Origin of the sequence: Pseudoneobacillus rhizosphaerae (assembly GCF_917563885.1) — a bacterium.
Taxonomy (GTDB): Bacteria; Bacillota; Bacilli; order Bacillales; family Cytobacillaceae; genus Pseudoneobacillus; species Pseudoneobacillus rhizosphaerae.
Genome location: NZ_CAKJTG010000024.1, coordinates 18,353 through 40,127, shown reverse-complemented (window position 1 = coordinate 40,127; position 21,775 = coordinate 18,353). Strand labels below are relative to the sequence as shown.

24 protein-coding genes and 2 riboswitches are annotated in these 21,775 nt (G+C 36.4%); of the genes, 21 read left to right on the top strand and 3 right to left on the bottom strand.

Features of this window, described 5'->3' with window-relative positions; translation table 11 throughout:
• Positions 1–14 precede the first annotated feature (14 nt).
• The 11 genes from LRP83_RS17880 (at position 15) to LRP83_RS17830 (ending at position 9,292) form a co-directional block, all read left to right on the top strand.
• Complete coding sequence (locus LRP83_RS17880; protein ID WP_230498068.1) at positions 15–1,163, top strand: MFS transporter; 1,149 nt, start codon at positions 15–17, stop codon at positions 1,161–1,163.
• Between the two features lie 153 nt (positions 1,164–1,316).
• Positions 1,317–2,189 (top strand): LysR family transcriptional regulator, encoded by an 873-nt coding sequence (locus tag LRP83_RS17875; RefSeq protein ID WP_230498067.1) that lies wholly within the window; start codon positions 1,317–1,319, stop codon positions 2,187–2,189.
• An 89-nt stretch (positions 2,190–2,278) separates the two neighbouring features.
• On the top strand, positions 2,279–3,355 hold the full coding sequence (locus LRP83_RS17870) for a DNA alkylation repair protein (RefSeq protein ID WP_230498066.1): 1,077 nt from the start codon (positions 2,279–2,281) through the stop codon (positions 3,353–3,355).
• Positions 3,356–3,419: 64 nt separating this feature from the next.
• On the top strand, positions 3,420–3,800 hold the full coding sequence (locus tag LRP83_RS17865) for a protease inhibitor I9 family protein (RefSeq protein WP_230498065.1): 381 nt from the start codon (positions 3,420–3,422) through the stop codon (positions 3,798–3,800).
• A gap of 119 nt (positions 3,801–3,919) precedes the next feature.
• Positions 3,920–4,069 (top strand): BA3454 family stress response protein, encoded by a 150-nt coding sequence (locus tag LRP83_RS17860; RefSeq protein ID WP_230498064.1) that lies wholly within the window; start codon positions 3,920–3,922, stop codon positions 4,067–4,069.
• Between the two features lie 96 nt (positions 4,070–4,165).
• On the top strand, positions 4,166–4,480 hold the full coding sequence (locus tag LRP83_RS17855; RefSeq protein ID WP_230498063.1) for an MGMT family protein: 315 nt from the start codon (positions 4,166–4,168) through the stop codon (positions 4,478–4,480).
• A gap of 102 nt (positions 4,481–4,582) precedes the next feature.
• Positions 4,583–5,416, top strand: a complete 834-nt coding sequence (gene speD / locus LRP83_RS17850; RefSeq protein ID WP_230498062.1) for an adenosylmethionine decarboxylase — start codon at positions 4,583–4,585, stop codon at positions 5,414–5,416.
• 214 nt (positions 5,417–5,630) lie between these two features.
• Positions 5,631–5,782, top strand: a riboswitch (FMN riboswitch).
• 135 nt (positions 5,783–5,917) lie between these two features.
• Positions 5,918–6,574, top strand: coding sequence for a riboflavin synthase (gene ribE, locus LRP83_RS17845; RefSeq protein ID WP_230498061.1), 657 nt, complete (start codon positions 5,918–5,920; stop codon positions 6,572–6,574).
• A 12-nt stretch (positions 6,575–6,586) separates the two neighbouring features.
• Complete coding sequence (locus LRP83_RS17840) at positions 6,587–7,726, top strand: bifunctional 3,4-dihydroxy-2-butanone-4-phosphate synthase/GTP cyclohydrolase II (RefSeq protein WP_230498060.1); 1,140 nt, start codon at positions 6,587–6,589, stop codon at positions 7,724–7,726.
• 34 nt (positions 7,727–7,760) lie between these two features.
• On the top strand, positions 7,761–8,228 hold the full coding sequence (ribH, locus tag LRP83_RS17835) for a 6,7-dimethyl-8-ribityllumazine synthase (protein WP_230498059.1): 468 nt from the start codon (positions 7,761–7,763) through the stop codon (positions 8,226–8,228).
• 617 nt (positions 8,229–8,845) lie between these two features.
• A complete protein-coding gene (locus tag LRP83_RS17830) occupies positions 8,846–9,292 on the top strand; it encodes a DUF6376 family protein (RefSeq protein WP_230498058.1) in 447 nt (148 codons plus the stop codon).
• A gap of 131 nt (positions 9,293–9,423) precedes the next feature.
• Here LRP83_RS17830 and LRP83_RS17825 read toward each other — a convergent pair whose 3' ends face one another.
• The gene (locus LRP83_RS17825) at positions 9,424–9,621 is read right to left on the bottom strand and encodes a hypothetical protein (protein WP_230498057.1); all 198 of its coding nucleotides are present in this window, start codon (positions 9,619–9,621) and stop codon (positions 9,424–9,426) included.
• Positions 9,622–9,878: 257 nt separating this feature from the next.
• On the opposite strand from LRP83_RS17825, the gene LRP83_RS17820 reads away from it, so the two are divergent.
• Complete coding sequence (locus LRP83_RS17820; RefSeq protein WP_230498056.1) at positions 9,879–11,303, top strand: amino acid permease; 1,425 nt, start codon at positions 9,879–9,881, stop codon at positions 11,301–11,303.
• A gap of 46 nt (positions 11,304–11,349) precedes the next feature.
• On the opposite strand, the gene LRP83_RS17815 is transcribed toward LRP83_RS17820, so the two are convergent.
• Positions 11,350–11,796: a Dps family protein gene (locus LRP83_RS17815; RefSeq protein ID WP_230498055.1), complete on the bottom strand. Its 447-nt coding sequence runs from the start codon at positions 11,794–11,796 to the stop codon at positions 11,350–11,352.
• Positions 11,797–12,350: 554 nt separating this feature from the next.
• Positions 12,351–12,458: riboswitch (SAM riboswitch) on the top strand.
• A 159-nt stretch (positions 12,459–12,617) separates the two neighbouring features.
• Between LRP83_RS17815 and LRP83_RS17810 the strand changes: the two genes are divergently transcribed.
• From LRP83_RS17810 to LRP83_RS17770, 9 genes are all read left to right on the top strand, one after another.
• Positions 12,618–13,682 (top strand): sugar ABC transporter substrate-binding protein, encoded by a 1,065-nt coding sequence (locus LRP83_RS17810; protein WP_230498054.1) that lies wholly within the window; start codon positions 12,618–12,620, stop codon positions 13,680–13,682.
• A 57-nt stretch (positions 13,683–13,739) separates the two neighbouring features.
• Positions 13,740–15,239 carry a sugar ABC transporter ATP-binding protein gene (locus tag LRP83_RS17805; protein WP_230498053.1) on the top strand — a complete coding sequence of 500 codons (1,500 nt, stop codon included), beginning with the start codon at positions 13,740–13,742 and terminating at the stop codon, positions 15,237–15,239.
• 6 nt (positions 15,240–15,245) lie between these two features.
• Positions 15,246–16,229 (top strand): ABC transporter permease, encoded by a 984-nt coding sequence (locus LRP83_RS17800; RefSeq protein ID WP_230498052.1) that lies wholly within the window; start codon positions 15,246–15,248, stop codon positions 16,227–16,229.
• A gap of 138 nt (positions 16,230–16,367) precedes the next feature.
• The gene (locus tag LRP83_RS17795) at positions 16,368–16,688 is read left to right on the top strand and encodes a hypothetical protein (protein WP_230498051.1); all 321 of its coding nucleotides are present in this window, start codon (positions 16,368–16,370) and stop codon (positions 16,686–16,688) included.
• Between the two features lie 140 nt (positions 16,689–16,828).
• Positions 16,829–17,506, top strand: coding sequence for a P-loop NTPase family protein (locus LRP83_RS17790; RefSeq protein ID WP_230498050.1), 678 nt, complete (start codon positions 16,829–16,831; stop codon positions 17,504–17,506).
• Positions 17,507–17,549: 43 nt separating this feature from the next.
• The gene (locus tag LRP83_RS17785) at positions 17,550–17,780 is read left to right on the top strand and encodes a 4Fe-4S dicluster domain-containing protein (protein ID WP_230498049.1); all 231 of its coding nucleotides are present in this window, start codon (positions 17,550–17,552) and stop codon (positions 17,778–17,780) included.
• A gap of 24 nt (positions 17,781–17,804) precedes the next feature.
• The gene (locus LRP83_RS17780; RefSeq protein ID WP_230498048.1) at positions 17,805–18,869 is read left to right on the top strand and encodes a 3-methyl-2-oxobutanoate dehydrogenase subunit VorB; all 1,065 of its coding nucleotides are present in this window, start codon (positions 17,805–17,807) and stop codon (positions 18,867–18,869) included.
• Positions 18,866–19,612, top strand: a complete 747-nt coding sequence (locus LRP83_RS17775) for a thiamine pyrophosphate-dependent enzyme (protein ID WP_230498047.1) — start codon at positions 18,866–18,868, stop codon at positions 19,610–19,612. The genes LRP83_RS17780 and LRP83_RS17775 overlap by 4 nt, the downstream gene beginning before the upstream one ends.
• Positions 19,609–20,172 (top strand): 2-oxoacid:ferredoxin oxidoreductase subunit gamma family protein, encoded by a 564-nt coding sequence (locus LRP83_RS17770; protein ID WP_230498046.1) that lies wholly within the window; start codon positions 19,609–19,611, stop codon positions 20,170–20,172. The genes LRP83_RS17775 and LRP83_RS17770 overlap by 4 nt, the downstream gene beginning before the upstream one ends.
• 63 nt (positions 20,173–20,235) lie before the next feature.
• Here LRP83_RS17770 and LRP83_RS17765 read toward each other — a convergent pair whose 3' ends face one another.
• Positions 20,236–21,741: an ATP-binding protein gene (locus tag LRP83_RS17765; protein WP_230498045.1), complete on the bottom strand. Its 1,506-nt coding sequence runs from the start codon at positions 21,739–21,741 to the stop codon at positions 20,236–20,238.
• Positions 21,742–21,775: the final 34 nt, after the last annotated feature.

The following is a 21,775-nucleotide window of genomic DNA, read 5'->3' as shown; positions in this document are numbered from 1 at the left end:
GGGGATGATCGTTTTTGACACTAAGAGTAGTATTAATTATTGTGTTTTTCTTTCAAATTATGACCAATTTAACGAGACCATTACTTCCACTCTATGCAACTGGTTTAGGTGTAGGGACATTGGAGGTTGGAATTTTAACAGCGGTCTATGCTTTTTTTCCATTGTTATTTGCGATACATGCTGGCAAAATAACCGATCGAATAGGAGATCGACTGCCTATTTTATTCGGAATGATTTTTGCCAGTGTAGGTTTTTTGATTCCGTTTCTTTTTCAATCGATTTTAAGTCTCTATGTGTCACAAATCATAGTGGGTTTATCTCATATTTTTATCATTATTTCCCTTCAAAATGTGTTAGGGAATGCCTCAACTGCTGAAAATCGCGATCACTATTTTGGAATTTTTAGTATGGTTGTGGCAATCTCACAATTTATTGGTCCGTTACTAGGTGGATATTTGGCTGAATATACCTCTTATCAAACTGCTTTCCTTGTTTCGGCCATTTTCGGGATTGTGCCCATCGTTACGGCTTTCTGGGTCCCTGTGATTATAAGTAAAAAGAAGGTAGAGCCTGCGACAGAATCGGGAAGTGCCTTACAATTATTGAAAATACCGCTGCTTCGAAAAGCACTAGCTGGAAGTGCGTTAGTCTTGTATTCAAGAGATATTTTTGTCGCTTATTTTCCATTATATGCAGCTTCCTTACATATTTCTGATTCCAATATTGGCTGGATTATTGCCCTGCAAGGTTTAGCGATGGTACCTGTAAGATTTTTCTTAGCAAAATTATCATCGAGTATGGGACGTGAAAGATTACTATTTACGTCAATTCTTATAGCTGGTGTATCATTCTTTTTCATTCCGTTTACATCTAATATTCCTTTATTAATGTTTTTAGCTGTACTAATGGGTGCCGGGTTAGGATGTGGTCAACCATTATCAATGACCACAATTTATAATGCTTCGCCTAAGTCCAAAACAGGGGAAGTTCTAGGGTTAAGATTAGCTACCAATCGAATTTCTCAATTAACCGCACCTATTTTATTTGGGATCATTGGAAGCGGGGCGGGATTGCTTTCTGTTTTTTTAGTAAGTGGATTCTTTCTAGTTGGGGGCGCATTTTATACCCACTCGAAAGAAGAATCAAAATTAGTTAATATTTAATAGAAATAAGGATTGGGGAAATCCCAATCCTATTTATGTTGAGAAAGATAAAAGGAACCTAAATGATCCAATAGCCATGTACCTATTCACTTCAGAACATTTATTATAAACTAGATATAAATGGTAGTTTAATAAGCTTGGAGGACATGATTGATGGATTCTCGTGATTGGACTATTTTAAAGGTTTTATTTGAACAAAAAAACATAACTAAAACAGCGGAATTATTATACATATCTCAACCAGCACTGACAAAACGTCTTCAGCAAATAGAAAGCAATTTTGGTGTTCAAATCGTCTTGCGAGGAAGAAGAGGTGTTCATTTTACACCTCAAGGGGAATATCTAGTTAAATGTGCCGATGAAATGCTAGTTAAACTTCGGGAGATAAACGACAATCTTTCTAATATGGATGATAAAGTGGTCGGCACGTTACGAATCGGTGCCTCGTATTTAATTACTAGAACAAAACTGCCTAGGGTCTTAAAATTTTTTAAAGATATTTATCCTAATGTAGAATTTCAAGTAACTACCGGTTGGAGTGAACAAGTTTACCAATCACTCCTAAATCAAGATGTCCATGTTAGCATTCTTAGGGGTGATTATGAGTGGCAGGATGGAAAGAAAAACTTGTTACAAGAACCATTACTACTTGCTAGCAATAAAGAAATTAAACTGGAGGATTTACCCAAACTTCCTAGGATTGATTATAATAGTGACCCTAAATTAAAGGAAATGATTGATTCTTGGTGGAGGGATCGTTTTTCAGTGTCCCCTAAAGTTAGCATGGCTGTTGATAAATCGGACACCTGTAAAGAGATGGTTTTAAATGGACTTGGTTATGCCATTATACCTGGTTATGTACTAGCTGATGATTCACGTCATTTATTTACAATGAAACTTTCAGATAAAAAGGGCAAGCAAATTGTACGGGATACTTGGATGTATTACCATGAGGAATCCTTAAATTTGAAATTAGTGAGTGCTTTTGTAGATTTTGTTCATAACCTCGATTTTGAGAAGGTTTAATACATAATTTAAATGAAGTAGTGTTAGTTTAAACTCGAATAAATAAATTTGCATAGTTAGTTGTTTATGACCGGAGGAATTTTTTAAAAATGGCTGAAGAACTTAGAAATATATATAATTCAACCTTTATTGAATCCTTAATTTCAGAAATTAAAACCGAATATAAAAGCTTTGACTCTGAAAAGTGCTATCACCTTATTTTCCAACAGGATTGGGATCAACTAGCTCTTAAAGAAAGAATGCGTCGAATAACCATCTCTTTAAAATCAACATTACCAAAAGAATATAAACCTGCACTTGAAATTTTATATAAAATCGCCCCCAAATTCACAGGTCTACGGGGGATAATCTTTCCAGATTATGTTGAGCTTTATGGCTTGGAAGAATGGGACGAGTCCATGAAAGCATTAGCATTTTTCACTCCGTTTTCGACATCTGAATTTGCTGTTCGCCCCTTTCTAATAAAAGATTTGGAACGGATGCTTGATCAAATGCTCAAGTGGTCCTTACATCCAGATGAACATATTAGGCGTTTAGCTAGTGAAGGGAGTAGGCCGCGGCTTCCATGGGGCAAGTCTGTCCCATCTATTAAAGCAAATCCCGAACAAACATTACCAATTCTTTATAACTTAAAGGAGGACAATTCCCTTTATGTGCGAAAAAGTGTTGCGAATCATCTAAATGACATTTCCTACACTCATCCAGATCTAGTTTTAGATAAAGCAAACGAATGGTATGGAAACCAGGAACATACGGATTGGATTATCAAACATGCATGCCGATCGTTATTAAAAAAGGGAAATCAACGAGCTCTTCTTTTATTCGGATATAAAGACGACCAATCTATTGAAATGAGTGATTTCCAACTAGATAAGGATTCCATTTCAATTGGTGATAGTATTCATTTTTCTTTTAGCCTAACATCGAAAACCGAGATACCTGTTCGAGTAGAATACGCCATAGATTATGTAAAATCGAAGGGGCAAAGAACAAGAAAAGTTTTCATGATAAGTACGATAAAAATGAACTCAAATGAAACGAAAAACTTTTCAAAAACGCAATCCTTTAAAGAATTAACGACACGAAAACACTATAAAGGTACCCATACCCTATCCATTATCATTAACGGGACTATCAAAGCTTCAGTAGACTTTAATATTGTGTGATTTATTAATGATATTGCTGAATAAAAATAGAAAGATGAAGCAGTAAAAGGAGGGGGAGTAAAGCATGACAAATAAAATAAACGTCGATCCAACCATTGACATCAATAGTGATGAAATGGTTACCGTCATCATTCAATTTAGAACGAAACCAGCACAAGAAGCAGTAGCAATTGCAAATAAGGCTGGAATTCCGTTAACTTTAGAAAATGCTAACTGGGCAGTTAAACATAGTCATGAGCGCTTTCAGGAGGAGGTTAAACGGTATTTAGATTCTAAACGAATTCCTTACACCATCAACTATGTGTATCAATCTGCTTTAAACGGAGTATCTATGACACTCCCGGCAAAAGACATACAATTATTATTACAGTTTAAAGAAATTAAATCGATTCATGCCAATAAACAATATCATATCGATCCACCCAATCCCAACCAATACTTATGAATGAATGTTAATTTAGATAAATTAAAAATGTTGTCGAAATATTAAGAATTTTTTATATTCCATTTCTCTTAATTAGAGTGTAATATTTATAAATACAGTTCGAAAAGGAGAAATGGAAAATGTACGAATACACAATCTCCGTCATGTTTAATGGGAAGAAGTATCAAACCAATGTAATTGCAGATAAAGATTCAACCGAACAAGAAATTTATCAATTAGCATTAAAGCAAGTTCAAATGCAGTGGGGATTGGAAAAGGAGCATTCCTAATGGGGTAAAAGCCATTTGAAATGCTCCTTTTCTTCGTTTACTCTAAAAGTAACTGGAGCAATTGCTAGGATAAGATGGAAAGGGATAACAAAAACCATGAATTCTTTTACAGAAAGAGCTATTGAAGTAATAAAAAACATTCCTGAAGGCAAAGTGATGACGTATGGTCAAATTGCAAAACTATCTGGTAGCCCTAGAGCTGCACGACAAGTTGTGAGAATACTTCATTCTATGAGTAAAAAACATCGCCTTCCATGGCATAGAGTCATTAATTCTAAAGGGGAAATTGGCTTACAGGATCATGAATCCTTACAAGAACAAATATTTTCGCTTCAATGTGAAGGTGTTGAAATCGAAAACAACCGTAGGATTGACCTGGAAAAATATCAATATATTCCTGCAAATGGGTGAGTTGAACCGATTACCACTTATTTCCTATCCTTTTGTCGAATATTATTCTCCTATTCAAACAAACCTAATTACAACTTAGGAAAAAAAAAAGGGGACAAAAAAATGAAGCTAACTCCAAAGCAAACAGTGGAATTGCATGGATTTAATAACCTTACAAAGTCCTTAAGCTTTAATATGTATGATATTTGTTATACGAAAACAAAAGAGGAGCGCCAAGCGTATATTGATTACATTGACGAACAATACAATGCTGAGAGATTAACAAAAATCCTATCCTCGGTGACGGATATCATTGGGGCACACATTTTAAATATTGCAAAACAGGATTATGTTCCACAAGGCTCTAGTGTCACGATATTGGTTTCGGAAGGGCCAGTAGAAGAAGCACCTGCCTCCCATTTTGAAGAATCTCCCGGACCAGTACCGATATCAAAAGCAGCGGCTGTGGTAGGGACTCTAGATAAAAGTCATATCACTGTTCATACGTATCCTGAATACCATCCAGATGATGGGATAAGTACGTTCCGTGCAGATATTGATGTGTCAACTTGTGGAGAGATTTCACCATTAAAAGCGTTAAATTATTTAATCCATTCCTTTGAGACAGATGTAATGGTAATAGATTATCGGGTTCGTGGATTTACAAGAGATGTAATCGGCCATAAATTATTTATTGATCATGAAATCAGTTCCATTCAAAATTATATTCCCGATGAAGTTCAAGAGCTTTATGACATGATAGATGTAAACGTCTATCAAGAAAACATATTTCACACCAAATGTAAGCTAAAGCGATTTGACCTTGATAATTATTTATTCGGTTTTTCAAAGGAAAGACTAACACAGGAAGAACAAATTGAAATAACGAAGAGTTTAAAATTAGAAATGGACGAAATTTTTTATGGGAAAAATATAGTCCCAGCAACAGAGTTCTAAATGACAGGTGCCCGAGGCGCCTGTCGTTTTTTCGTTCGGAAAATTTGTAATGCCATAATTTTTTTTGGAGATGATAAAGATAGAGTTTAGAAACGAAGTTACTATATCAGTTGCCCATTGCCAGCTGAAGAGGTTTTTAGCTTGAACAAAATACTGCAAACTATTTATTTCCCTTTCCTATTTTTATAACGTATAATACAGGATAACAATTAAATATTTCCTTCGGGGTCGGGTGAAATTCCCAACCGGCGGTGATGAAGCTCGTGCTTCTTAGTCCGTGACCCGTGAATAATAGCAAATATTATTCACGGTGGATCTGGTGGAATTCCAGGGCCGACAGTAAAGTCTGGATGGGAGAAGGAATGAATAAGGGTTTAGTTTTGAAAAATAGAAAACTAAAGCCTTAATTTCATATTGTCTTTTTTAGGACCTTCGAAGTTGATTTATTTCTTTGGGGTCTTTTTTGTTTTTTTGAAAATCCTTTAAAGGAGATTTTAATTAATGTTTACAGGAATCATTGAGGAGATAGGGTCGATTTCGAATATTAAACAAACTGGTGAATCGATAATAATGACAATTGATGCAAAGAAAATCTTAAAGGATGTTCAATTAGGTGACAGTATTGCGGTCAATGGAGTTTGTTTAACGGTTACTTCTTTTTCAGAAAAACAATTCACTGTAGATGTAATGCCAGAGACGGTTAAAGCCACTAGTTTGAGAGCGCTAAAACGAGGATCAAAAGTAAACCTTGAAAGAGCAATGGCAGCAGGAGGACGATTTGGTGGACATTTTGTAAGTGGCCATGCGGATGGATTAGGGGTAATTAAGAGTAAAAAACCTGTTGATAACGCGGTGTATTATGAAATTGAAGTTTCTAATGATATTCTTCAATTCATTATTTATAAAGGTTCTATCACCGTAGATGGTACTAGTTTGACTGTCTTTGGGCTCTCAGAAAATAGCTTTACCATTTCGTTAATTCCACACACTACAAGTGAAACCATTATCGGTCTTAAAGGAACTGGTGATATCGTGAATATAGAATGTGACATGCTTGGAAAGTACATAGACCATTTTTTATCAAAACGGTTCAACGGTTCACCAAATAGAAAGACCACTATTACTTCCCAGTTTTTAGAAGAAAATGGATTCAAATAAGGAGAGATAAAAATGTTTGATCCGATAGAAGAAGCGATTTACGAATTGATTCAAGGTAGGGTTGTTATTGTTTGTGATGACGAAGATCGGGAAAATGAAGGGGATTTTATTGCTCTTGCTGAAAAAGCAAAGCCAGAGGTTATTAACTTTATGGCTACCCATGGGAGAGGATTAATATGTGTTCCGATTGAAGAAGATCTTGCACAAAAGCTTGAGTTAAATCAAATGGTTTCACATAACACAGATCCCCATGGAACAGCTTTTACAGTTAGTATTGACCACAAGTCCTCAACAACTGGAATCTCTGCATTTGAAAGATCAGAAACGATTTTAAATATGCTAGATCCATCGGCACGAGGTTCTGATTTTAAAAGACCTGGTCATGTGTTCCCGTTAATTGCAAAAAAAGGTGGAGTGTTAAGAAGAGCGGGTCACACGGAAGCAGCTGTCGATCTGGCTAGGATGTGTGGAGCTAAACCTGCGGGAGTTATTTGTGAAATCATGAATGAAGATGGCACGATGGCTCGCGTACCTGAACTACGAAAAATAGCTGATGCCCATGAACTAAAAATGATTACGATAAAGGATTTAATAGAATATCGAAATCGAAAAGACAAATTGGTTAACCGAGAAATTGAAATCTCATTAGCTACTGAATACGGAGAATTCCAAGCGATTGGATACTCAAATGTAGTTGATAACAAAGAGCATATCGCATTAATAAAAGGTGATATCACGACTGATGAACCAGTTTTAGTTAGAGTTCACTCAGAATGCGTAACAGGAGATGTTTTTAGGTCTTTCCGATGTGAGTGTGGGCCACAGTTACAATCTGCCTTAAGTCAGATTGAGACTGAAGGGCGAGGTGTGTTTTTATACATACGTCAAGAAGGTAAAGCAAACGGCCTAATTCAAAAAATGAAGGCTTATAAGCTTCAGGAAGAAACTCAAAATTCAGCTAATGAAAAACTAGGTATTGGCGAGACTATACGAGATTATGGGATCGGTGCCCAAATATTAAAGGACCTAGGTATCAACAAAATGAAGCTACTTACCAATAATCCTCGGAAAATTAATGGGCTTAAAGGCTATGATCTTGAGGTTGTGGAAACAGTTCCAATTCAAATGGACAAGACACTTAACACTATTTAAAAACAAAATAAATTATTATCTGGAGGAAACGTAAATGGGTAAAATTTTTGAAGGTCATTTAGTAGGTACGGGATTAAGAGTCGGTATTGTTGTAGGGCGTTTTAATGAATTCATTACAAGTAAATTATTAAGCGGGGCAGAGGATGCACTAAAAAGACATGGGGTAAGTGAAGAAAATGTAGATATTGCATGGGTCCCTGGAGCATTCGAGATTCCAATGTTTGCGCAAAAAATGGCCAAAAGTAACAATTATGATGCGGTCATTACGTTAGGAACCGTTATTAGAGGCTCCACTCCTCATTTTGATTTTGTATGTAACGAAACGGCAAAAGGGGTTGCTTCAACTGCTTTAAATACAGGAGTACCCGTTATCTTTGGCGTACTGACGACCGATTCGATTGAGCAAGCAATCGAAAGAGCAGGCACAAAGGCAGGTAATAAAGGCTGGGAAGCGGCTGTTTCTGCGATTGAAATGGCGAACTTATATAGAACACTTCAATAACTGCACACGAAAAAAAAGGATGTTCCATATGATGATTTAACGGGTTCTCTTTTGGAGTGCAAAACCACTAATAACCAGTACAAATAGCGAAGTAAAAAGCATGGTGATTAGCAATTTAATCATCATGCTTTTTAGCTTCTGGATGTGATTCATTACACTATCAGTTAAACAGGTGGGACCAGATAGAAATTCTTTCTGAAAAATAGAGGGAGGATTTCCGCTTATTTAACAAAAAGCATTGAAAATGGCTTGAATAGAGGAAGAATTTCCGCCTATTGACTCCAAAAACATGTGAATGAGGGATTTTTCTTGGCATAAGCGGAAAAGCTTCCCTTATTTTGCTCAAAACGAGCTCTATTCTGAAATTAAGCGGAAAAGCTCCCCTTATTTTTCTTTTGCTGGTTACATAATAAAATAAAGGGCAAAGCCTCTTTCTCCTGGGTGCAACTATCATATATTCTTACGTTCTGCACTCCAAAAGAGAAGCCTTTGTATTATGATGGGACATCTTTTCTTTGACTAAAATGATTAAAATTGGAGTATTTGAAATTTTATGATTATAATTTAAGAAAGGGAGATATGGTACAAATAAATAGAACTAGAAGGGGGAATATCATATGAAAAAAGGTTTCATTGGCTTATCTACTATATTTTTGATTCTACTTAGTGGATGTTCCTTGTTAAATGATGCAAAAAATACAATAACCTATATTAATGATGCCACTGACTTCTTAGGCAAAGCAACCACTTTTGCTAATGAAGCACCGAAGCTTGCTCAGCAGGCTATAACTGATCAACAAGCAGCAGAAGAATTACAAACTATTCTTCAAACCATGAAGCAAGATATAGATACTTTTAATGAACTTCAAGCTCCAGATGTAGCTGCGGATTTACATCAACAGCTGGTTAATCAAAATAACGTCATTGCAAAAGGAATTGACACGTATTTAAATAGTTTTAAGGATGGTAAATTAGATCCAGCTGTCCTAGAAAATACAGAAATCTTTCAAACAGTTCAAGAATTATCAAACATCATTGACCAGATTAAACAGTTGGGTCAATAATAAAAAATAGGGCAAGTGCAAAATTTTGCATCTGTCCTATTTTTTATAGCTCCCCATTATTAAATTGTAAGTAATAATAGTTTAAGAGAATAGCTTACAATTTTGATGCAAATAGAGTGGGATTTTGTAATTTATTTCCCCTCAAAAAACTCACGAAATTCTTTTGTGTCTGCTTGGCTTTTATTTGTAAAATATGGGTTATCAACAGTTGAATCTTTAGGGTCTAAATTTGTTTTTATGACAAGCGTAGGTCCGTTAGGTTGTTCTGCAATAATACGGTCATCAAGACTATCGAAATCTGGCATCTGATTTTGCTTTTTCTTGTCCAATTTTTACACCTCCTTCTAATAGAATGTCGTTAAATCTAAAATGTTATGTGATTTGATAATTACTATATTAAAGTAATAATTTCCTTTGACACAGTTCCACTACAATTGTATGATTATAAGCGTTCAATAATAATATTCTCTCTTCAGCTCCAATGAGGTAGAGGTTTAAAGACACGATAGACATGTGTTTTTTTTTATGCCAAAAAAATTGATATTTAAAGATATATAAGTTCTAAAAGGAAATGAGGAATGACCAAATGAATCAAAACGGCAAACTTGGATTCTGGGTCTTAACATCTTTAGTAGTGGGAAATATGGTTGGTTCAGGTATTTTTATGCTACCACGTTCATTATCCGAAGCAGCTAGTCCTGCAGGTGTTTTAGGAGCGTGGCTGTTTACAGGCTTGGGTGTACTTATGCTGGCCCTAGTATTCGGAAACTTAGCTATTCGTAAACCTCATCTCTCAGGTGGTCCACAAATTTATGCTAAAGAACTATTTAAAAAGGGTTCGAAAGCATCGAATCTTTCAGGGTTTATGTCTTCTTGGGGATATTGGGTTGGAACATTCGCAGGAAACGTTGCCATTATTACAACCTTTGCTGGATATTTATCCACTTTCTTCCCCATATTGACTAGCCAAGCCGAGCTTTTGAAAATTGGAACATTTTCGTTAAAGGTAGGAAATGCTTTAACATTTGTAGTTTGTACAATCTTGTTATGGGGTACTCACTTTATCATTTTACGTGGATTAGATTCTGCTGGTAAGTTGAACTTTTTAGCAACAGCAACGAAAGTAATTGGATTCTTCCTGTTTATTGTGGTCGGTATCTTTGCGTTTAGTAAAACGAACATTTTACCATTTGTAGCACCACGAGTTGACGAGGCAGGACAATCCTTCGGTTTATTTGGACAAATTAATCATGCAGCTGTCGCAACACTATGGGCCTTTTGTGGGGTCGAATCTGCGATGATCTTTGCTTCAAGGGCCAAGAAAACAATTGATGTAAAAAGAGCTACGATTGTTGGCGTATTGATTACTTTAGCTATTTATGTTGGAATTAGTGTGCTTGTGATGGGGATGTTAAGCCAAGATACACTTATTGCATCAGAAAAACCATTGATTGATGCAATTGAAACAGTATTAGGTCCTATCGGTGGTAAGTTTTTAGCTGCAGTTGGTTTAATTAGCTTAATTGGATCAACTATTGGTTGGGTTTTGTTAGCAGGAGAAATCCCTTATCAAGCAGCAAAACAAGGATTATTCCTTAAAGCTTTCGAAAAAACAAACAGTAAAGGCTTACCAATATTCGGACTAAATGTTAGTAACGGTTTAGCGCAACTATTTATTTTTTCAACGATTTCAAGTTCGATTTCAGCTGCGTTTGATTTTGTTATTTACATTGCTACCCTTTCATTTTTAGTACCATACTTTATTTCATCTGTATTTCAACTAAAACTTGTTTTAACAGGAGATACGTACTCTAAGATGATGAAGGATCGTTGGATAGATGGTATCGTTGCTACACTTGCAACGGCGTACTCGATTTGGGTCATTATTGCAGGTACTTCAGACTTAAAAACGTTTACCTTTGGAATGGTGTTATTAGGTAGTGGAATTGTCTTTTACAAGCATATTTTAGCGGAGCCAAAGGCGAAGCAGGCATCAAAAATAATAGCATAATACAAAAGAGGTTAACTCAAATGAATGGGTTAACCTCTTTTCTTAATTAAACAGATCTTCCTAGATATGCTTTTAACATCCAAACATGTTTCTCTAAGCTTGAATGAATCGCTAAAAGCATGTCACCTGTGATTTCATCATTTGCTTGTTCAGCAATCGACATACCTTCTTTTAGTTCGCCCACTAGCAACGAATAATCACTAGAAATCGATTGAACCATTTCTTCAGCTGATTCGTTCCCATTAGCTTCTTGAACGGAAGCCATCGCTAGACATTCTTTCATTGTCGCAACTGGTTGTCCACCAATTGCTAAAAGACGTTCGGCTAATTCATCAATATGTAAGCTAGCTTCATTGTAGAATTCCTCAAATTTTGTATGTAATGTAAAAAATTGATTTCCTTTTACATACCAATGATAGTTATGAAGCTTAATAAATAATACGGACCAGTTGGCAATTTGCTTATTTAGAATATTAAATAATTGATTGTCCATGAAAATTCCTCCATTCAAATTTTTCTACACATTTCATTTTCCCCAAATAAGAAAGCATTAAACCTTATTATTATCCTACAAGTGGAACATCTTTCCTCTCTAAAAACAAAAATGTCATAAAAGATTTAATAATATTAAAAAAATGATGAAATAGTGAGTCGTACTATTGGACAATTTCCGAAAGGTAGTATCCAATAGAGCCCGTTTATCGGACAGTTTGGTGGATTGCGGGAAGAGTATTGTCCAATAGAACCTGTCTATTGGATATTTTGACAGGTTTTCCTAAGAGTAATGTCCAATAGAACCTGTCTATTGGACATTTTTACAGGTTCCCCGAAGAGTATTGTCCAATAGAGCCCATCTATCGGACAGTTTGACAGGTTCCCCGAAGAGTATTGTTCAATAGAGCCAGTTTATCAGACAATTTGACATGGCACTTTGAGGAGTTACGACCAAAAAAGAAATTTTCTGATGATAAAAAATATATTGACACTTACCGAAAAACCATTTATTATTCCTATTATCAACTTATTAATATTTAAATAATTCAAAAACTCTTATTAAGAGATGGCAGAGGGACTGGCCCGATGATGCCCGGCAACCTACCGTTCAAACGGAAAGGTGCTAACTCCTGCAGGAGAAATTTTCCTGAGAGATAAGAGGTAGAGCACACCTTTTTTTAGGTATGTGAACCTCTTTCTCATGGAAAGAGGTTTTTTGTTTGTAAAAAAAAAGGTACTTAAGAGTTCCTTGAGGTAACCGTTTTATGTTCATGCTTTAATGCGTTAATTCGACAAATTAATTTTCAAGGGGAGATTATCATGTTTAAAAAGAGATTATCGATTTTAGTTTTAGTATTACTTTTAGTTTTATCAGCGTGTAGTTCTACCAGTAATTCAAGTAAAACTGAAGATGAAACGAATACAGATTCAAATACATTAGACGGAAAAAGAATTGCCCTTATCATGCAAATTAATTTAGGAACCTTCTCTGCTCAATATATTGCTGGTGTAGAGAACCAAGTTAAAAAGCTTGGTGGCAAGGTTACTGTTTTTACAGGTGATGGGGATTTAGCGAAAATGGCTTCCAATTTGGATGCAGCGATTAACCAGAAATTTGATGGAATCTTAATTGACCACGGGACACCTGAAGCATTAAAAAATGGTGTTGAACGAGCGATTGAAAAAGGAATTCCAGTTGTTGCATTTGATTCAACAATCGAAGTTCCTGGAGTTACTGTTCTTCAACAAGGCGACGAAAAGATGGCTGAAATAACGTTGGAAAAGCTGGCAGAAGATATTGGTGGCAAAGGGAACATCGTCAAAATTTGGGTAGCAGGATTTGCGCCAATGGAACGACGACAAATTTCATATAATGCATTTATAAACAAATACTCAGATATAAAAGAGATTGCAGCATTTGGAGCTGCATCTGCAAATACAGCTCTAGATACACAAGCTCAAATGGAAGCTATCTTAAAGCAGTATCCTAATAAAGGTGATATCACTGCCGTATGGGCTGCATGGGATGAATTTGCCAAAGGGGCTGTTAGGGCTATTCAACAAGCGGGTAGAGACGAAATTAAAGTTTATGGAATTGATTTAAGTGATGAAGACTTACAAATCATTCAAGATCCAAATAGTCCCTGGGTAGCTTCGGCAGCCGTTGACCCTAAAGACATTGGCAGAATTCAAGTTCGCTATTTATATCAGAAATTACATGGAGATGAAACTCCGGAAAATGTTGTCTTAGATCCAGTGTTTGTTACCCGTGATGCCTTACCAGAGGAACAAATTACAACCGATCAACTGCATGAATACATTGAAGGCTGGGGAAAAAGCGAACAAGGTTACACAGATTGGTTAAAAGAGCTTGAAGCAAACTAATAGTTTCACACCAAAAGGGGGGTAACACCCCTTTTGGTATAGAAAGGAGTGTCCCGGATGGCAACCAATGTTCTACAGATGAAAGGAATCCAGAAATCTTTTTCAAGTATACCTGCACTTGAAAATGTGGATTTTCAAGTTCGGGGCGGAGAAATACATGCCCTACTAGGTGCTAATGGAGCAGGAAAAAGCACATTAATGAAAATTCTTTCGGGGGCTTACCAGGCTGACCATGGCGGAATTTTCATCAATAATAATCAAGTAATCATCGATTCGCCTGCAGCTGCTAAAAGGCATGGAATTCAAATTGTCTATCAAGAAGTGGACGTTGCGTTAGTACCCTCCCTCACAGTGGCTGAAAATATTCTTCTAGACGATCAAGCGAATTCATCACGAAGCCTTTGGATACAGTGGAGAAAATTATTTGTAGAAGCGGAGGAGGTTCTGAATCAGCTAGGTTATTCACTTCCATTACATAAGAAAGTGGCAGAACTTTCACTTGCAGAAAAACAAATGGTTCTAATCGCTCGAGCTGTTAAGCAAAACGCCCAATTCATTATTTTTGATGAACCTACAGCACCATTAAGTATTGAAGAAACAAAACGATTATTTGAAATTATGTATAGGTTAAAGGAAAGAGAAGTTGGCTGCATTTTTATTTCGCATCGTCTACAAGAAGTATTTGAAATCTGTGACGCTATTACCGTTATGAGAGACGGAAAGAAAATCAGTGATGAATCTACAAAAACTACTTCCATTAATCAGGTTATTGAAAATATGCTTGGTAAAAGCTTTGGGGAGGAGTTTCCTAAAACCATTACTACGATTGGGGAAACACTTTTAGAAATCAAGAACTTCACTAACGAAAAAATAAAGAAAGTAAATTTACATGTGAAACAAGGGGAAATTGTTGCGATTATTGGTTTAGTAGGAGCTGGAAAAACCGAGCTATCTAAAGCTATATTTGCAGCAGATAGAATACAATCCGGTGAGATTTTCTTAGCTGGGACTAAGCAAAGGTTTAATCATCCTATTGAAGCCATAAATCAAGGAATTGTCCTTGTACCAGAGGAAAGACGTAAGGAAGGTGTACTTGTAGATGAATCCGTTTCTACTAATCTATCGTTACCTTTAATAAAAAGGATTAGTAAACTTGGTTGGATTAATCGCAAGACTGAAACGGGTTTAATTAAAGAGATTGTTAAGAAATTATCGATAAAAATTCCAAGTCTTTCTTCACCAACTTCAGTTTTAAGTGGTGGTAATCAACAAAAAGTGGCAATTGGAAAATGGTTAGAAACAAATGCTTCTGTTTATTTATTTGATGAACCAACAAAGGGTGTAGATGTTGGGGCAAAGAGTGATATTTTTCGAATTATAGGTCAGTTAGCAAAAGAGGGAAAAGGAATATTATATTTTACATGTGAATTTTCGGAAAGCTTAGGAATTGCAGATCGCATTCTCGTCATGTTCGATGGAAGGATTGTGAAAGAACTTTCTCGCGAAGAAGCAACCCAAGAGAAATTATTACTGTATGCAAGCGGGGGAAAGGAGTAGTTTTTCATGAAAGACAAATTATTAGGATTTAGCTTTAAATATGGAGCTATTTTAGTCATCATTGCCGTTTTTATCTTTTTTTCATCTGTGAACGAGTACTTCTTAACCTATGACAATATTGCGGATATTTTACGGTCGATATCGATTGTTACTCTTGTAGCAATTGGTGTTACGTTTTCCCTCATTGTAGACGGGTTTGATTTATCGGTTGGTTCAACGGTATCCTTAACAACGGTTGTAGTTGCTACCCTGATGGTTTGGTTCGAGCTACCTTTATGGACAGTAATCATTATACCCATTTTATTAGGTGCATCAATTGGATTATTTAACTCATTTTTAATCGTAAAGGTACGAATACCTGATTTATTAGCAACGCTTGGTACCATGTATATTGTTAGTGGTCTCCATCGTACGTATACGAAAGGTTATTCCATCTATAATGAAATGCCTTTGGCAGATGGTACGACTGCTTCGGGCAGTTTTTCTGAAAGCTTTCTGTTTATTGGTCAGGGAAGGATTTTAGGAATACCAGTTCCTGTTATCTTGATGGTATTGTCGGTCATTGTAGTGCATATCTTCCTAAACTACACTAGGTGGGGAAGGCTTTTATATATTACAGGTGGTAATAAAGAGGCAGCTAGACTTTCAGGAATTAAGGTCAATCAAGTTCGAATGATCGCTTATGTTTTATCAGGTGTTTTTGCTGCAATCGGTGGAATCCTCTTTGCGGCAAGGGTCGGATCAGGTCAAATTGATTCAGGAGCGCCATTATTGATGGAGGCAGTCGCTGCCGTTTTTGTTGGATTTTCGGTCCTCGGGGCGGGAAAACCAAATGTTATTGGTACTTTTTTCGGAGCAGTACTCATTGGCGTTTTACTAAATGGCTTGACGATGATGAATTTACCATACTACTCGTTTGAAATCATCAAAGGAACGGTACTAATCCTAGCCCTTTCGGTCACATTTATCCATCTTCGTCGAAAAGCATAACAACCTAAAAGACATAAATTGATTTTGACTAAATGTGTTCACAAATATATGAAGATTAATTGAACATCATTTCAATTTCCTCTTTAGTTTAATTATATTTATTATAATGAAAATATAATAAATCGGAGGTGCTTAGGGATGAATATCACCACAATTATTGAATTAGAAAACAAAGAAGTTGAGCGAATTACTGGTGCAAAGCTAGTATTTACTCAAGAACATATAGAAGAAAATATTGTTGAAACTTGTGTTGAGTGTTTTAAATTTGAAGGTTCAGAAGAATGTATGGATACCGATGATGCTATGCAGCTAGTTTTCGAACAACTTAAAAAGGATGGCTCTATACCTGAAGGTGTACAAGATTTCTCATTCCAAATGCCATCTTGCGAAAGAATCAAAAAGGATGTTTATGAGGAAAGTGATATGCCACAAAAAGTAGTCATCACTTTCATGTCTTAAAGAAGTTCCTTAGGGAGCTTCTTTTCTTATGGCTTTTTTATGTCAATCCTGTGAACTGTGAGAAATATCAAAGCAAATCGGCTTTATTATCCTTATAATTAATGGAAACGCTTACAAAATTACCTTTGTGGAGGTCGCTCATGAAAAACAAAATAACCATCTTAACAGGTCATTTTGGTAGTGGAAAAACGGAAATTGCCATTAATCTTGCTTTTCAAGAGCGAATGGTACATTCAAAAGTAGCGATCAATGATCTCGATATAATCAATCCTTATTACCGTTCAAGGGACATTGAGAATGAATTTATTAAACATGACATTGAATTAATTGCTCCGAAAGGACACTTGGCAATGGCTGATTTACCAATTGTTTCGGGTGAAATATACCGAGTCCTCCATGACCCATCATACAGGATCATTATTGATGCTGGTGGAGATAAAGACGGTGCAACAGCATTAGGGCAATACTACAATGAGTGGAAACACATGAAGCCAGAAATGCTATTTGTTTTAAACGGAAATCGCCCGTATGTAAGTACTGTAGAGGGTGCAATGGAAACAATCGAAAGAATTGAAGAAGCTGCACGTCTAAAAGTGACAGGAATTATCAACAACACTAACATTGGCACTGAAACAACAGTAGAAGAAATAGAAAAAGGTTTGTTATTAGCTGAAAAAATAAGTAGAAACACGAGTATCCCGCTAGTATATAGTACCATTTCGGATCAACTGAAAAATGAAACAGTTGAATTTGCCAAGGTGAATCCAGTTGTTTACATCCAAAGGTATATGAGACTACCCTGGGAGACCTTTATTTAAGGAAATTATGGCTTTTATTCACATGGATGAGGGGGAGAAAGCAATGGAAAAACGAGTTGTATTTAATGAAGAGATTTGCAAGTCTTGTAGTCTATGTATAAATGTATGCCCAACGAATGTCATTTTCCTAGCAGACTATTTAAACGGTAAAGGGTATCGTCCAGCTAGTGTGATAGAACAAGAGAAATGTATCAGCTGTGCAAAATGTGCACAAATCTGCCCAGATTCCGTTATCACAGTATATCGTCCTGAAAAGAAGAAAGTATCTGTTTAAAGTATTAGGAAGGAGTTGAATGAAATGGTTAAGGTATTAATGAAAGGGAATGAAGTCATCGCTGAAGCTGCTGTTCATGCTGGTTGTAAATACTTTTTTGGATATCCAATCACCCCACAAAGTGAGTTAGTTGCCTATATGGCAAAACGCTTACCAGAAGTAGGGGGACTATTTTTACAAGCGGAAAGTGAAATTGCAGCTATTAATATGGTATACGGGGCAGCTGGAACTGGTGTTCGAGTGATGACATCTTCCTCTAGTCCAGGTTTTAGTTTAAAACAAGAGGGTATCTCTTTCTTAGTAGGTTCTGAGCTCCCAGCTGTTATTTGTAATATCGTCAGAGGTGGACCTGGTCTAGGAAACATCCAGCCAGCACAATCCGATTATTTTCAAGTCACGAAGGGTGGAGGACATGGTGATTATCATATCCCAGTATTAGCACCAGCAAGTCTTCAAGAAATAGTCGACTTAACCCAGGATGCTTTCGATATCGCAGATCGTTATCGTACACCAGTTATTATTATGGGTGACGGAATGCTTGGGCAAATGATGGAGCCTGTCGAATTTTATGAAGCAAAGCCGAAAGAAGTTCCGAAAAAGGATTGGGCAACAACAGGTACTCGTGGTGATGGAGGTCCGAAAATTATCACTTCACTAGAACTAAACGCTGAAAGCTTAGAAAAGCATAATCATCATCTCCAAGCAAAATTCAAGCAAATAAAAGAAAATGAAGTTCGCTTTGAAGCCTACGAAACAGAGGATGCAGACTACATCCTAGTTGCCTTTGGAACTGTTGCCCGTATTGCTATGAATGCGATTCGAAAAGCACGCCAAGAAGGAATAAAGGTTGGATTAATCCGTCCGATTTCGCTATGGCCATTTCCAGAAAAACCATTCATTGATACAAGAGACAAGGTGAAATCGTATATTACCGTTGAAATGAGTGCGGGACAAATGATAGAAGACGTTAGACTCGCTGTAAACGGCCATGCACCAGTAGACTTTTTCGGAAGAACAGGTGGAGTAGTGCCTACACAAGAGGAAATTTATCATAAAATCATTTCTGTCGCTGGAGGTGTAGAAGTATGATAACGGTTTATGAAAAAACAAAAGGGTTAACGGACAAACCAACTCATTATTGTCCTGGCTGTACTCACGGTATCATTCATCGTATTGTGGGAGAAGTTTTAGCAGAAATGGACATTTTAGAGGATACAATTGGAGTAGCTTCGGTTGGATGTTCCGTACTTTCATACGAATACTTTAATTGCGATATGACCCAAGCTGCCCATGGTCGTGCTCCGGCTGTCGCAACTGGGATTAAACGTGTGCTCCCTGACCGATTTGTTTTCACTTATCAAGGTGACGGTGATTTAGCATCTATCGGTATGAGTGAAGTGATTCATGCAGCTGCACGTGGCGAAAAAATCACAGTCATTTTCGTTAATAATGCCATATATGGAATGACTGGGGGACAAATGGCCCCAACCACACTAATTGGTCAAAAAACCGTTACATCACCAGAAGGACGAAATCCCAATATACAAGGGATGCCAATCAGAATTAGTGAAATGATATCAACGCTAGATGGGGCAGCCTACATTGAAAGAGTTTCAACACATGACGTGCCTCATATCGCTAAGGTGAAAAAGGCAATAAGAAAAGCATTTGAGACACAGAAAAAAGGAATCGGGTTTTCTTTAATAGAAGTACTTTCAACTTGCCCTACCAACTGGGGAATTGACCCAATCGAATCACTAGAATGGATGAAAAACAATATGATTCCAGCGTATCCCCTAGGAGTATATAAAAATATCGGGGAGCGTGAATGACGATGCTAGAAGAAATCATTATAGCTGGTTTTGGTGGTCAGGGAGTCATGTCAATGGGCCAGTTGTTAGCTTATGCCGGAATGTTTGAAGATAAACATGTTTCGTGGCTACCGTCCTATGGACCTGAACAACGTGGAGGAACTGCCAATTGTGCTGTCGTCATTAGTCATGATTTGATTGGCTCTCCATTAGTATCAAGAGCTTCGACTGCAATGGTATTAAACAATCCATCTTTTGAAAAATTTGAGCCAATGGTTAAAGCAGGTGGTCTTTTAATTGTTGATACTAGCTTAGTAACATTGGATTCTACTCGAGATGATATTACGATCATAAAAATAAATGCCACTGAACTAGCTATCGAGCTAGGAAACAAACGTATCGCTAATATGATCCTCATTGGAGCATTTTTAGAGCAATCAAAGATTTTAGGGATGGAATCAATAATGGAGTCATTAAAAAAGGTTCTTTCTCCAGAAAAGCATCATCTATTAGAGGTTAATCACAAGGCTTTATTAAAAGGAACCGTTTTAGTACAGAAACAAGTGGGATTCACAGGTTAGTATAAGAGCAAATGGCTAAAATAATAAAACCTGACCTAAATTCTGGGTCAGGTTTTTATCAGTTTAATTGCTCAACAAAGGTAACTTAATCTCAACTAAGGTCCCTTTATTGACTTCACTTTTGTAATGTATATCACCTTGATGTTGTTTAATTATTTTATGACAAATCATTAACCCGAGACCCGTGCCTTTTTCCTTCAAGCTATAAAAAGGCTCTCCTAAACGTGGAAGAAGTTCTTCTGGAATCCCAACGCCTTGATCTTGAAAAGAAATAATACATTCATGTTCTGATTCTTTTCGGAGATTTATTTGGATTATGCCACCTTCATTCATTGCCTCCATGGCGTTCTTTAATATATTGAGGAATACTTGCTTTAACTGATTTTTTTCACTAGTAATAAAATAAGGTGATTCCTCAAACTCAAGTTTGAACTGAATATCATTCATATAAGCTTGTGGTTGTAGTAAATCAAGTGTATTTTCGAGTAATTCTCGTAAATCTGTCCGTTTAAGTTGAATGGCCTGAGGTTTACCTAGAGATAACATTTCGCTAGTAATCGTTTCAATTCGTTCTAATTCACTTAAAAGCAAATCATTAAATTCGATTGAACTATTTTCCTTTTTATAAAGCTGTACAAAGCCTTTAATTGTTGTAAGTGGGTTCCGTATTTCATGAGCTACACCTGCAGCTAATTCTCCCACAATCGATAGCTTTTCAGATTGTAAAAGAAATTCCTCTGCTTTTTTACGCTCAGAAATATCTCGGCTGATAATGACAATATGTTCAATGCAGCCGTGTTCACCCATAACAGGCATACAGCGGGATTCAAAATCAATCCAATGACCTGCCTTGTGTTTGTAACGGAACTCCATTGATTGGGATTTCCTATTTTTAAACATGTTATTTATTGTGTTCTCAAAATTATGAATATCTTCTGGGTGAATGAACTGGCATATTTCAACATTTTCCAATTCTGAATCGTTATATCCTAATACTAAATTATGTGAAGGTGAGAAATAACTAATTGAGTGCTCTTTCGTCATGACCATGATGAGATCGGACGTATTTTCAGCAATTAATCTGTATTTTGCTTCACTTTCTTCTAATGTTAGCAAAGTTTGTTTTAATTCCTTCTGATAGGATGCCGTCATTTTATATAAATCAGAAAACTTTGTATTTAAACGATATAGCTTCTCATAGGACTCAATTAATAATCCACCAATAATTACTCCAAACATCACGAATACTATGTATTGAAAATGGAAGAAAGGGTTGTCCCTAAACACATTAAAAATGAAAGGTACTGTAATGATGTAAATGAATAAATATGTTACAAAAAAAGCTACACTTTTCTTTATTGGTGTTAACCGTTTTATATAAGGATGTAGTGCAGAGAATAAAATGATGGTGATTGCCCACCCGATAATAGCAGGGGACCAATGACCACTTTCTAGTAACCTAGCAAACAACGCAAAAGAGCCAGTTATCAAACCTGCCAAGGGTCCTAGATAAACAAAAGCGAGTATGATAGCTGCATATCTTAAATCATAGGAGTAACCTTGTTCCAAAATGGTAAGTTGAACTAGGATGAAAGAAACTACC

Coding starts and splice junctions, on each gene's coding strand:
- ribE (WP_230498061.1), top strand. CDS start 5,918: ATGTTTACAGGAATCATTGAGGAGATAGGGTCGATTTCGAATATTAAA.
- LRP83_RS17820 (WP_230498056.1), top strand. CDS start 9,879: ATGAATCAAAACGGCAAACTTGGATTCTGGGTCTTAACATCTTTAGTA.
- LRP83_RS17785 (WP_230498049.1), top strand. CDS start 17,550: ATGGAAAAACGAGTTGTATTTAATGAAGAGATTTGCAAGTCTTGTAGT.
- LRP83_RS17780 (WP_230498048.1), top strand. CDS start 17,805: ATGGTTAAGGTATTAATGAAAGGGAATGAAGTCATCGCTGAAGCTGCT.
- LRP83_RS17870 (WP_230498066.1), top strand. CDS start 2,279: ATGGCTGAAGAACTTAGAAATATATATAATTCAACCTTTATTGAATCC.
- LRP83_RS17830 (WP_230498058.1), top strand. CDS start 8,846: ATGAAAAAAGGTTTCATTGGCTTATCTACTATATTTTTGATTCTACTT.
- LRP83_RS17855 (WP_230498063.1), top strand. CDS start 4,166: ATGAATTCTTTTACAGAAAGAGCTATTGAAGTAATAAAAAACATTCCT.
- speD (WP_230498062.1), top strand. CDS start 4,583: ATGAAGCTAACTCCAAAGCAAACAGTGGAATTGCATGGATTTAATAAC.
- LRP83_RS17795 (WP_230498051.1), top strand. CDS start 16,368: ATGAATATCACCACAATTATTGAATTAGAAAACAAAGAAGTTGAGCGA.
- ribH (WP_230498059.1), top strand. CDS start 7,761: ATGGGTAAAATTTTTGAAGGTCATTTAGTAGGTACGGGATTAAGAGTC.
- LRP83_RS17875 (WP_230498067.1), top strand. CDS start 1,317: ATGGATTCTCGTGATTGGACTATTTTAAAGGTTTTATTTGAACAAAAA.
- LRP83_RS17810 (WP_230498054.1), top strand. CDS start 12,618: ATGTTTAAAAAGAGATTATCGATTTTAGTTTTAGTATTACTTTTAGTT.
- LRP83_RS17815 (WP_230498055.1), bottom strand. CDS start 11,796: ATGGACAATCAATTATTTAATATTCTAAATAAGCAAATTGCCAACTGG.
- LRP83_RS17770 (WP_230498046.1), top strand. CDS start 19,609: ATGACGATGCTAGAAGAAATCATTATAGCTGGTTTTGGTGGTCAGGGA.
- LRP83_RS17790 (WP_230498050.1), top strand. CDS start 16,829: ATGAAAAACAAAATAACCATCTTAACAGGTCATTTTGGTAGTGGAAAA.
- LRP83_RS17775 (WP_230498047.1), top strand. CDS start 18,866: ATGATAACGGTTTATGAAAAAACAAAAGGGTTAACGGACAAACCAACT.
- LRP83_RS17865 (WP_230498065.1), top strand. CDS start 3,420: ATGACAAATAAAATAAACGTCGATCCAACCATTGACATCAATAGTGAT.
- LRP83_RS17800 (WP_230498052.1), top strand. CDS start 15,246: ATGAAAGACAAATTATTAGGATTTAGCTTTAAATATGGAGCTATTTTA.
- LRP83_RS17860 (WP_230498064.1), top strand. CDS start 3,920: ATGTACGAATACACAATCTCCGTCATGTTTAATGGGAAGAAGTATCAA.
- LRP83_RS17805 (WP_230498053.1), top strand. CDS start 13,740: ATGGCAACCAATGTTCTACAGATGAAAGGAATCCAGAAATCTTTTTCA.
- LRP83_RS17840 (WP_230498060.1), top strand. CDS start 6,587: ATGTTTGATCCGATAGAAGAAGCGATTTACGAATTGATTCAAGGTAGG.